The sequence below is a fragment of the Kribbella sp. genome (assembly GCF_035655035.1).
Taxonomy (GTDB): Bacteria; Actinomycetota; Actinomycetes; order Propionibacteriales; family Kribbellaceae; genus Kribbella.
Map to the genome: position 1 here is coordinate 1 of NZ_DASRVN010000416.1, position 9,897 is coordinate 9,897.

A 9,897-nucleotide genomic window follows, 5' to 3' on the forward strand; every position below is an offset into this window, starting at 1 on the left:
TCGGTGAGCAGCTGCAGGCCGTCGGTGATGCTGCGTTTGTCCGGCTCGTCGATGAACGGGAACGCGGCGATGTCGCCGAGCCCGATCGCGGTCATCTGCAGGATCACCGACGCGAGGTTGGTACGCAGGATCTCCGGGTCGGTGAACTCCGGGCGGTTGGTGAAGTCCTCCTCGGAGTACAGCCGGATGCAGATACCGTCGCTGGTCCGGCCACTGCGGCCCTTGCGCTGGTTCGCGCTCGCCTGCGAGACCGGCTCGATCGGCAGGTGCTGGACCTTGGTGCGGTGGCTGTACCGCGAGATCCGCGCCGTACCGGGGTCGATCACGTACTTGATGCCGGGCACCGTCAGCGAGGTCTCGGCGACGTTCGTGGCCAGGACGATGCGGCGGTTCGAGTGCGGCTGGAAGACGCGGTGCTGCTCGGCGTTCGAGAGCCGCGCATACAGCGGGAGGATCTCGGTGGTCCGGCGCTCCCCGCGGTACTTGTCGTTCAGCGCGTCGGCGGTGTCGCGGATCTCGCGCTCACCGGACAGGAACACGAGTACGTCGCCGTCCGCCTCGTACTCGAGCTCGTCGACGGCGTCCAGGATCGCCTGGGTCTGGTCGCGGTCGATCGTGCGCGGGTCGTCCGGGTCGTTGACGGGGCGGTACCGGACCTCGACCGGGTAGGTACGGCCGGAGACCTCGACGATCGGGGCCGGCGTACCGTCGGCGGCCGCGAAGTGCGCGGCGAACCGTTCGGGGTCGATGGTCGCGGAGGTGATGATGACCTTGAGGTCCGGGCGGCGGGGGAGCAGGCGCTTGAGGTACCCGAGGATGAAGTCGATGTTCAGGCTGCGCTCGTGCGCCTCGTCGATGATCAGCGTGTCGTACCGGGTCAGGTCGCGGTCGCGCTGCAGCTCGTTCAGCAGGATGCCGTCGGTCATCAGCTTGACCAGCGACCGTTCGCTGACCTTGTCGGTGAACCGTACGGCGAACCCGATCGTCTCGCCCAGCTCGGTGCCGAGCTCGTCGGCGATCCGCTCCGCCACCGTACGCGCCGCGAGTCGCCGCGGCTGGGTGTGCCCGATCATGCCGTGGATCCCGCGCCCGAGCTCGAGACAGATCTTCGGGATCTGCGTCGTCTTCCCGGACCCGGTCTCACCCGCGACCACCACGACCTGGTGCTCCCGGATCGCGTCCGCGATCTCGTCCTTCAGCTGGCTGACCGGCAGCTCCTCCGGATACGAGATCTCCGGAACCGCCGCCCGCCGGACCTCGACCCGCCGCTCAGCCAGCTCGACCGCGGCCACCACGGCCCGCAGCTCGTTGTCCCGCTTCCGGTCGTCCTGCGTACGCCGAACCCGCTCGAGCCGCCGCCCGAGCATGCCCCGGTCGTACGCCGTCAACCCGTCCAGCCGGGCCGCGACCTCACTCAAGGTCGACGCATCGTCGAGGGTCGTGCCGGACGGGGTTTCGGCGGGGGCTCCGCGACCTCTTCCGCCGCGCCGGCGTCGCCGGGACGCCGGGGCCGGGGTGGGGGCTGGGGACGTGGACTCGGTCCGGGCATCAGGCATAACCCGACCAGTTTAGGCGGCCGGTGCCAACGCCTCACCCCGATTACCCGGATCCCCAGCCCATCACAATCGCCGCGCGGTCGGCGGCCCACGCCTGAGCCGGGCGCCCGGGGCGAATTGTGATGGCCTGGAGATCCGTCAGTCGTGCGGGGACGGGACCTTGACGGCGAGGACCGGGACCGGGGACTCGAGCAGGACGCGCTGGGCGGTGCTGCCGAGGATGAGTTTGCCGACGGGGCTGCGGCGGCGGAGACCGAGGACGATCAGGGCGACGTCGTCGGCGGCGGCTGCCTTCAGGAGTTGGCCGGCCACGTCGCCTTCGGAGAGGGCCTGCTGGATCGTGACCTCGACGCCCTGCTCGCGGAGCTTCGCCTCGGCGGCGGCCAACTCGTCGGCGTTGGCGTAGCGGGCGTCGATGTAGGAGTCGCCGCGGCTCGTGTTCAGCAGCAGGATCGACGCCCCACGCAGCTCGGCCTCGGCCGCCGCCGCGGCCAGTGCCGCCTCACCTTCGGGCGTTGGTACGTATCCGACGAGAATCTTCACGGCCCCCACTCTCCCACCAATCAGCCCGGCCAGTCCGCATAGGCTCGGCGACGCTGCGCCGGTTGTCCGGCGAGCGGATCGTGTTCGGTGTCGGTGCGGGCTGGGCGGAGGCCGAGTTCGCGGGGGTGGGTGCGGCGTTCGCGGAGCGTGGGCGGCGTATGCGAATCGCTCGGCGTCATCCGCGGCCTGTTCGAGGGCGGGACCGGGGCGGTGTGTTCGAGCCCGCACTACGCACCCCGCTGCCGGCGATGATCGGCGGTACGACGGGACCCGGGCTGGGTCGGGCCGCGCGGTATGCGGACGAGTGGCAGGGGCTTGGGGTGGACGGTGCCGGGTCCGCGGGGCGGTGTCGCGGCTGCGGGCGTACGGCGGTCGGCGGATGCGGGCGCTTGGCGGATGCGGGCGTACGGCGGGTGCGGGTGGGGGCGTACGGCGGTCGGCGGGTGTGGGGCGGGACGTGGCTCGGCTGGTCAGGCGGTGATCACGAGCCGGTGGTCGCGATGGCGCGGGAATTGGTCGGAGCCGGGGTGGAGACGCCGGCGGTGTTGTTCGGTGAGGAGGGCGAGGCGGTGGGTCGGATGATCCGGTTCCATGACCTGTTCACGGCGCTGTTCACGGCGGGTTTCACGGTGGGCTGAGGCGGTTGCGGAGTACCTTGCCGGTTGCGTTGCGGGGGAGTTCGTCGAGGATGACGACCTGGCGCGGGGCCTTGTAGCGGGCGAGGTTCGCCTTCACGTGCGCGATCAGCTCGTCCTCGGTGGCCGGGGCGGTGAGTACGACGTACGCGACCAGCCGCTGGCCGAACTCGTCGTCCGGTACGCCGGTGACCACCGCTTCGGCGACCGCGGGATGCGCGGCGAGGCACTGCTCGACCTCGACCGGGTACACGTTCTCGCCGCCGGACACGATCATGTCGTCCTCGCGGCCGTCGACGTACAGCCGGCCGGCCAGGTCCAGGTGGCCGAGGTCGCCGGTGCTCATCCGGCCGTCGACGACGGTCTTGCCGGAACCGTCCGAGTACCCGCCGAACACCAGCCCGCCGCCCGCGAAGATCCTGCCGGTCGTGCCGGGCGGCACCGTGCGGTCCTGGTCGTCGAGGATCCGGATCGAACTGCCGAGACACGGGCGCCCGACGGTACCGGGCGCGGCGATCAGGTCCGCGGAGGCGGCGATCGTCGCGATGCCGACCTCGCTGGAGCCGTACGCGTCGCACAGCACCGGCCCGAACCGCTCGATGAACTCCGCGGCCAACGGTGCACCGAGCTGTGCGGCGCCGGAGATCACCGCGCGGAGCGAACGCAGGTCGTACTCCGCGGTCGCGGCCGGCCCGAGCTCCAGCAGCCGCCGCAACATCACCGGCACCGCGACCACCGACCCCGCCCGGGTCGCCTCCACGTCCGCGAGCAGCGTCGCCGCATCGAACCGTGGCCGCAGTACCAGCGGCGACCCGAGAAACAGCGCCAGCATCGACGTCAGCAGCCCGACACCGTGGAACAACGGCGGCGCAATCACCATCGGCTCCCCGGCCCGAAGCCCGAACCGCTGCAACGCACTCCCGGTCAACCCCGCCAATCCGAGCGCCGTAGGCACCCGGGGCGCACCCTTCGGCGCCCCCGTGGTCCCCGAGGTCAGCAACGTAATCCGCCCCACGGCGGGCGGCTTCGGCACCTCACCCCCGGTCAACTCATCCATCCTCGACGAGAGAAGCGTGGGGATGCCGGGTGGTGGGGTGAATTCCGGGTCGTGGATCAGGAGATCCGGCCTGTGCTGGTCGAGGACGGCCTGTAGTTGGGGTGGGGCGAATTCCGTGTTCACGAAGAGGACATCCGCGCCCAGGCGGGACGCCGAGAGGGTGGCCTCCAGGAAGCCGGCGTGGTTGCGGCACAGGACGGCTACCTTGCTCCCGGCAACGATTCCGTGGTCGGCGTGCAGCCCGGCCGCGATCCGTTCGCAGCGCGCGTCGAGTTCGGCGTACGTGAGCCGATCCTCCCCGCAGATCACCGCCGCCCGCTCCGGAAAGCGGATCGCGGCGACCGCGCCGAGGGTCGCCATCGACTGACCCCACGTCCGCATCGCACGCTCGATCCGGACCAGTTGCGCGGGCCCGGCCGAGCGCCACACGCCGGACCTGATCAGCGCCAGCGACAACCCACCGGCTTCGGCCGCGCCCTGCACCAGCCACCCAGGCGGGCGCAGCGGTCCGATCGGGTGGATCATCGCTTCTTCCCGCCTCCCGTACGCCGGAAGTACTGCTCCAGCAACCGGTCCGTCGGCACCCGCAGAAGGTTGCCCACGGCATCGGCCGGCCGGACGAACGGCGGCGTGATGTTGTGCGGCCGGTCCGCCACCGCCGTGCACACCTGGTCGGCCGCCTGCTCCGGCGACAACCCGGGCAGCTTGTTCAGCAGCGGTGTCGGCTCGCTCATCCGCGTGTGCACGAGCCCCATGTACACGGTCGACGTCGTCACCCCGTCGCCGCGCACCTCCTGCGCCACGCACCGCAGCCACACGTCGAACGCGCTCTTCGACGCCAGGTACGCCGACCACCGCGCCATCGGCGGCGTCCGTACGCCGGCCGTCGACACGTTCACGATGTGCCCGGACCGCCGCTGACGCATCGACGGCAGCAGTTCGAGGACGAGCTTCGCCGGGCCGAGGTAGTTGACCGCGTTGGTCCGCTCGATGTCGTGGAACCGCTGGTACGTGTCCGCGATCGACCGCCGGATCGACTTGCCCGCGTTGTTCACGAGTACGTCGACCCGCCCGTGCTCGGCCAGCACCGTACGCACCAGCTCCTTGACCGCTTCCGGATCCGCCAGGTTCGCCGGATACACGTACGCGGACCCGCCGCCCGCGCGGATCTCGTCGGCCACCACCTGCAGCTGCTCCTCGGTCCGCGCGACCAGCAGCACCGTCGCGCCGGCCGCGGCCAGCCGCCGGGCAGTCGCCTCGCCGATCCCGTACGACGAACCGGTGACCAGGGCCACCTTCCCGCGCACGGCAGCAGCGAGCCGTTCGTCGGAGATCCTGGCGCGCCCGTTGGTCAGCGCGACAAGCAACGGCCACCCGATCGGACGCTTCGCAGTCACCATGCCGCCGACATTACCCGCTGGTAGCCACCAGCGGGAGCCCTCAGCCGACCCGGAGCAACCACTCCCTCACGAACGCGCCCAGTAGCTCCGGTTGCTCGATCTGCAGGTTGTGCCCGGCCACGTCGAGCGTCGCGTAGGTGGCCCGCGGATAGTGGGGGAGCAGCTCGTACTGATCCTCGAAGCCGGTCACCGCGTCCTGCCGCCCGCACAGGATCAGCGACGGTCCGAGATACGGCGCGCCGCTCTCGGGTGCGATCGTCAGCGCCCAGTTCTTCTGGATGCGCTCCATCGCAGCCTCGTCGGCCAGCGCGAGCCCCGGTGCCACGTCCGCGCGGTACGCCGCCAATGCCTTTGCGGTCTGCACCACCGCCAGGTCCGTGAAGTCCTCGCCCTCCTCGAGCGACTCGAGCACGCCCGGCTCGGTGCGCAGGACGACGTGCTCGGGGAGCTTGCGGTCCTTGTGCCAGAGCCGGCCGATCGGGCAGATCATCGCGAGACCGCGGACCTGCTCCGGTCTCTCCGCGACCAGCCCGCGCGCGAGGTAGCCGCCGTACGACTCGCCGAGTAAGAGGAACGGCTCGTCGCCGATCTGCTCGTCGATGAACTCGCGCAGCGCCGCCATGATGCCGTCGGAGCTGTCGATGTCTCCGGCCGGGCTCCGGCCCATTCCGGGGAGGTCCGGATACAGCCTGCGGTACCCGGTCATCGCGCTGAAGATCGGCTCCAGGCAGCCGGTCATCAGCCGGTGGTCGGGAGTCCAGCCGTGCAATGCGAGAACCGGAACGCCGTCGCCGTGGGACACGTAGTGCAGTGCCATCGAAGTGCCTTTCGCCGAGCAGGGGTTGAAGCGAAACCCAGTTGTAGCAAGCCGTTCCGACAGTTTTAGAGTCTGACCATGGCCCGTCGCTCAGCACCTCCTCCAGTTCCCGATGCCGCAGTACTCCGCGCCCGCCTGGACCGGGCCCGCCAGACCGCGGCCGGCGCCGGGCTGGTGATCGCGCCGGGCTCCGATCTGCGCTACCTGATCGGCCAGCCGGGCGGTTCGCTCGAGCGGCTCACCGCCCTGGTGATCCCGGCCGACGGCGCCCCGGCGCTCGTCGTACCGAAACTGGAAGCTCCCGGGTACGCCGGCCTGCCGCTCGACGAGCTGGGCGTCGAGGTCGTCACGTGGGTGGACGGCGTCGACCCGTACAAGCTGGCCGCGGAGCGGCTGAGCGGAGCGGCGAAGGTCGCGGTCAGCGACTTCACGCCCGCGCTGCACGTACTGGCGTTCCGCGACGCGCTGCCGAAGGCCGAGCAGGTGCTGGCCGGCCCGATCGTCCGCGAACTCCGGATGCGCAAGGACGTCGCCGAGATCGACGCGCTCCGCAAGGCCGGCGCGGCGATCGACCGCGTCCACGCCCGGGTCGGCGACTGGCTGCGCCCCGGCCGGACTGAGGCCGAGGTCGGCGCGGACATCGCGGCCGCGATCGTCGAGGAAGGTCACATCGGGGCGGACTTCGTGATCGTCGGCAGCGGCCCGAACGGCGCCAGTCCGCACCACGCTCTCTCCGATCGAGTGATCGAGGCGGGCGATGTGGTGGTCGTGGACATCGGTGGACCCGTTGCCGAGGGCTACAACTCCGACTCCACCCGGACGTACGCCGTCGGTGCGCCGCGGGACGCCGACGTGGTCGCGACGTACGCCGTACTGCAGGAGGCACAGCAGGCCGCCGTGGAGGCCGTACGGCCAGGAGTGACCGCGGAGTCGATCGACGCCGCCGCGCGGGACGTGATCGTGGCGGCCGGGTTCGGCGACTACTTCATCCACCGGACCGGGCACGGGATCGGGCTGGACGTGCACGAGGACCCGTACATCGTCGCGGGCAACGAGCTGACGCTGGAGCCCGGTATGGCGTTCAGCGTCGAGCCGGGCATCTACCAGGCCGGTCGCTGGGGCGCGCGCATCGAGGACATCGTCGTCGTCACCGCGGACGGCGTCGGGTCGATGAACAAGCGCCCGCACGACCTCGTGGAGCTCTAACCCGCCCGGAACGTCTTGCGATAGGCAAGCGGGGACACCCCGAGCTCCGACCGCAGGTGATGTCGCAGGGAGGCCGCCGTACCAAGGCCGGCCTCCTCAGCGATCCGGTCGACGGACAGGTCGGTCGTCTCGAGCAGGTGGCACGCGTGCCGCACCCGTTGCTGCAGCAGCCACGTGCCGGGCGACTGACCGGTCTCGGCCTTGAAGCGCCGGCTGAACGTCCGCACGCTCATCTGCGCGTACGCCGCCATCGCCGACAGGCTGATGTCGGTGCTCAGGTGCCGCAGCGCCCAGGCGCGGGTCGGCGACGTACCCTCACTGCCTTCCTCCGGTACGGCGTGCTCGATGAACTGGGACTGGCCGCCGTCGCGCCAGGGTGCGACGACGCAGTGCCGGGCGGCCCGGTTGGCGACCTCGCTGCCGAAGTCGCGGCGGATCAGGTGCAGGCAGAGGTCGATGCCGGCGGCGAGGCCGGCCGAGCTGAGGACGTCGCCGTCGTCGATGAACAGCCGGTCCTCGTCGAGCTTCACCTGTGGATAGACGCTGCGGAACAGCTCGGCCCGCTCCCAGTGCGTGGTCGCCGGACGGTCGTCGAGGTATCCGGCCGCGCCGAGGACGAACGCGCCGGTGCAGATCGAGGCGATCCGGGTGCCGGGCCGGATGGTCGCGAGCGCGGCGGCGAGGTCGTCGGGCAGCGTGCCGTCGTACCGCGGCTGGTGGATGTAGGTGCCAGGGACGATCACGGTGTCGGCGGCGGCGAGGGCCTCGGGGCCGTGGTCCGGGGTGAGCGTGAACCCGGCGCCGGCCCGGACCGGTCCGCCGAGGCCGCAGACGCGGACGTCGTACAGCTGGGTGCCGTCGGACCTGGTGGCGGCACCGAAGACGGTGGGCGGGATGGTCAGGTCGAACCCGACCACCGGCTCGAGCGCGAGCACCGCGATCACGTGCGGTCGGTCGGCGATCTGTCGGCTCATGGCCATATCTTGACACATGTTGTCTATGTGGCCACTAGTTCGATGTCCGTCGAACCGGCATCCTGGTCCGGTGACGCAGATCGTGGAGACGAAGAAGGCCCCTCGGGTGCACCTGGCCTGGGCGGTCGCGGTGGTCGGGTTCGTGACGCTGATCGGGGCGGCCGGCTTCCGGTCGGTGCCGAGTGTGCTGCTGGATCCGTTGCACGAGGAGTTCGGCTGGTCGCACGCGACGATCTCGACGGCGGTGTCGATCAACCTGCTGCTGTACGGCGGCATCTCGCCGTTCGCGGCCGCGCTGATGGACCGGCTCGGGCTGCGGAAGGTGGTCGGCGGGGCGCTCGTGCTGATCGCGTTGGGCAGCGGACTGACCGTCTTCATGACCTCCTCCTGGCAACTGCTGCTCTGCTGGGGTCTTCTGGTCGGCGTCGGTACGGGCTCGATGTCGATGACGTTCGTGGCCACTATCACCGGCCGTTGGTTCGTGCACCGTCGTGGACTTGTGACCGGGATCCTCACGGCGGCGGGTGCTACCGGACAGCTGATCTTCTTGCCGCTCATTGCGTCTCTTGCGGCCCGCTACGGCTGGCGGGTGCCTGCACTCGTAGCAGCCGGTGCCGCGTTGGCCGTCGTACCGCTGGTGGTGCTGTTCTTGCGGGACTACCCGAGTGACGTGGGGCTCCGCGCGTACGGCGCTCCGGAGGGTAGTACCGCGGGGCAGCGGGTCGTGGCGACGGGTAGTAGTGCCATGCGAGCGCTCAACGCCCTGCGTATGGCTGTGCGACGGCCGGCGTTCTGGCTGCTGGCTGGTGGGTTCGCGATCTGTGGTGCGTCTACGAACGGTCTGGTCGGTACGCACTTCGTGACTGCTGCACATGACCACGGGATGCCTGCGACGACCGCGGCGTCGTTGCTGGCGCTGGTCGGTGTGTTCGACGTGGGCGGGACGATCTTCTCCGGGTACCTGACCGACCGCTGGGATCCGCGGTACCTGCTGATCGCGTACTACACGCTCCGCGGCCTGTCGCTGCTGGTGCTGCCGTCACTGCTCGGTCCGACCGCTGCGCCGAGCACCTGGGTGTTCATCATCTTCTACGGGCTCGACTGGGTGGCGACCGTGCCGCCGACGGTGGCGCTGTGCCGGGAGTGGTTCGGGCAGGACGGGTCGATCGTGTTCGGATGGGTGTTCGCGTCGCATCAGGTGGGTGCTGCGCTGGCCGCGACCGGTGCGGGTGCGATTCGGGACGCGCAGGGCAGCTACAACCTGGCTTGGTATCTGGCCGGTGGGCTGTGCGCGGCAGCGGCGTTGATGTCCGCCAGTATCGGGCGCCGACTCGTGCCGGCCTGACGTTGTCCGCTAGCCTCGATATAAGTTGAGGTTGGAGGACAGGGCGATGGACATCGAGCCGGGTGAGCTGACCGTCGGCCAGCTGTCGCAACGGAGCGGCGTGGCGATCTCGGCGCTGCACTTCTACGAGCGCCAGGGGCTGATTCTCAGCCGCCGTACGTCGGGGAACCAGCGCCGCTACAAGCGCGACACGCTGCGCCGGGTGGCGCTGGTCCGGATCGCCCAACGGGTCGGGATCCCGCTCGCCGAGGTGGCCGCGATCCTCAAGCTGCTGCCGGAGAACCGGACCCCGACGCGCGCCGACTGGGAACGCATCTCGGAGTGCTGGCAGGCCGAACTCGACCGCCGCATCCTGCACCTCGAA

At 70.5% G+C, this 9,897-nt stretch carries 10 protein-coding genes; 4 read left to right on the plus strand and 6 right to left on the minus strand.

All coding sequences use genetic code 11. The features are described 5' to 3' along the window. Together hrpA and VFF46_RS23170 are read right to left on the minus strand one after the other, a co-directional pair. On the minus strand, positions 1-1,367 hold a 1,367-nt coding region (hrpA, locus tag VFF46_RS23165), incomplete at its 3' end, for an ATP-dependent RNA helicase HrpA (protein WP_325039300.1). Between the two features lie 327 nt (positions 1,368-1,694). After that, positions 1,695-2,099 carry a universal stress protein gene (locus tag VFF46_RS23170; protein ID WP_325039291.1) on the minus strand — a complete coding sequence of 135 codons (405 nt, stop codon included), beginning with the start codon at positions 2,097-2,099 and terminating at the stop codon, positions 1,695-1,697. A gap of 62 nt (positions 2,100-2,161) precedes the next feature. Between VFF46_RS23170 and VFF46_RS23175 the strand changes: the two genes are divergently transcribed. Beyond that, on the plus strand, positions 2,162-2,737 hold the full coding sequence (locus VFF46_RS23175; RefSeq protein WP_325039292.1) for a hypothetical protein: 576 nt from the start codon (positions 2,162-2,164) through the stop codon (positions 2,735-2,737). Here VFF46_RS23175 and VFF46_RS23180 read toward each other — a convergent pair. Genes VFF46_RS23180 through VFF46_RS23190 form a run of 3 tightly spaced genes read right to left on the minus strand, consistent with a single transcriptional unit; the run spans position 2,724 to position 6,008 of the window. Further along, positions 2,724-4,316 carry an AMP-binding protein gene (locus VFF46_RS23180; RefSeq protein WP_325039293.1) on the minus strand — a complete coding sequence of 531 codons (1,593 nt, stop codon included), beginning with the start codon at positions 4,314-4,316 and terminating at the stop codon, positions 2,724-2,726. The genes VFF46_RS23175 and VFF46_RS23180 overlap by 14 nt on opposite strands. Then, positions 4,313-5,191 carry an SDR family NAD(P)-dependent oxidoreductase gene (locus tag VFF46_RS23185; protein ID WP_325039294.1) on the minus strand — a complete coding sequence of 293 codons (879 nt, stop codon included), beginning with the start codon at positions 5,189-5,191 and terminating at the stop codon, positions 4,313-4,315. Before VFF46_RS23185 ends, VFF46_RS23180 begins: the two co-directional genes overlap by 4 nt. A gap of 40 nt (positions 5,192-5,231) precedes the next feature. Continuing rightward, positions 5,232-6,008, minus strand: coding sequence for an alpha/beta hydrolase (locus tag VFF46_RS23190; protein WP_325039295.1), 777 nt, complete (start codon positions 6,006-6,008; stop codon positions 5,232-5,234). Between the two features lie 78 nt (positions 6,009-6,086). Between VFF46_RS23190 and VFF46_RS23195 the strand changes: the two genes are divergently transcribed. Continuing rightward, on the plus strand, positions 6,087-7,214 hold the full coding sequence (locus VFF46_RS23195; protein ID WP_325039296.1) for a Xaa-Pro peptidase family protein: 1,128 nt from the start codon (positions 6,087-6,089) through the stop codon (positions 7,212-7,214). Here VFF46_RS23195 and VFF46_RS23200 read toward each other — a convergent pair. Beyond that, positions 7,211-8,188 carry a GlxA family transcriptional regulator gene (locus tag VFF46_RS23200; protein WP_325039297.1) on the minus strand — a complete coding sequence of 326 codons (978 nt, stop codon included), beginning with the start codon at positions 8,186-8,188 and terminating at the stop codon, positions 7,211-7,213. The genes VFF46_RS23195 and VFF46_RS23200 overlap by 4 nt on opposite strands. Before the next feature lie 70 nt (positions 8,189-8,258). On the opposite strand from VFF46_RS23200, the gene VFF46_RS23205 reads away from it, so the two are divergent. Together VFF46_RS23205 and soxR are read left to right on the plus strand one after the other, a co-directional pair. Then, positions 8,259-9,533 (plus strand): MFS transporter, encoded by a 1,275-nt coding sequence (locus VFF46_RS23205; protein ID WP_325039298.1) that lies wholly within the window; start codon positions 8,259-8,261, stop codon positions 9,531-9,533. Positions 9,534-9,579: 46 nt separating this feature from the next. Beyond that, on the plus strand, positions 9,580-9,897 hold a 318-nt coding region (gene soxR, locus VFF46_RS23210), incomplete at its 3' end, for a redox-sensitive transcriptional activator SoxR (protein ID WP_325039299.1).

Bases quoted from the DNA above. Each gene is read 5' to 3' on its own strand.
- VFF46_RS23180 (WP_325039293.1), bottom strand. From the start codon at position 4,316: ATGATCCACCCGATCGGACCGCTGCGCCCGCCTGGGTGGCTGGTGCAG.
- VFF46_RS23185 (WP_325039294.1), bottom strand. From the start codon at position 5,191: ATGGTGACTGCGAAGCGTCCGATCGGGTGGCCGTTGCTTGTCGCGCTG.
- VFF46_RS23190 (WP_325039295.1), bottom strand. From the start codon at position 6,008: ATGGCACTGCACTACGTGTCCCACGGCGACGGCGTTCCGGTTCTCGCA.
- VFF46_RS23195 (WP_325039296.1), top strand. From the start codon at position 6,087: ATGGCCCGTCGCTCAGCACCTCCTCCAGTTCCCGATGCCGCAGTACTC.
- VFF46_RS23200 (WP_325039297.1), bottom strand. From the start codon at position 8,188: ATGAGCCGACAGATCGCCGACCGACCGCACGTGATCGCGGTGCTCGCG.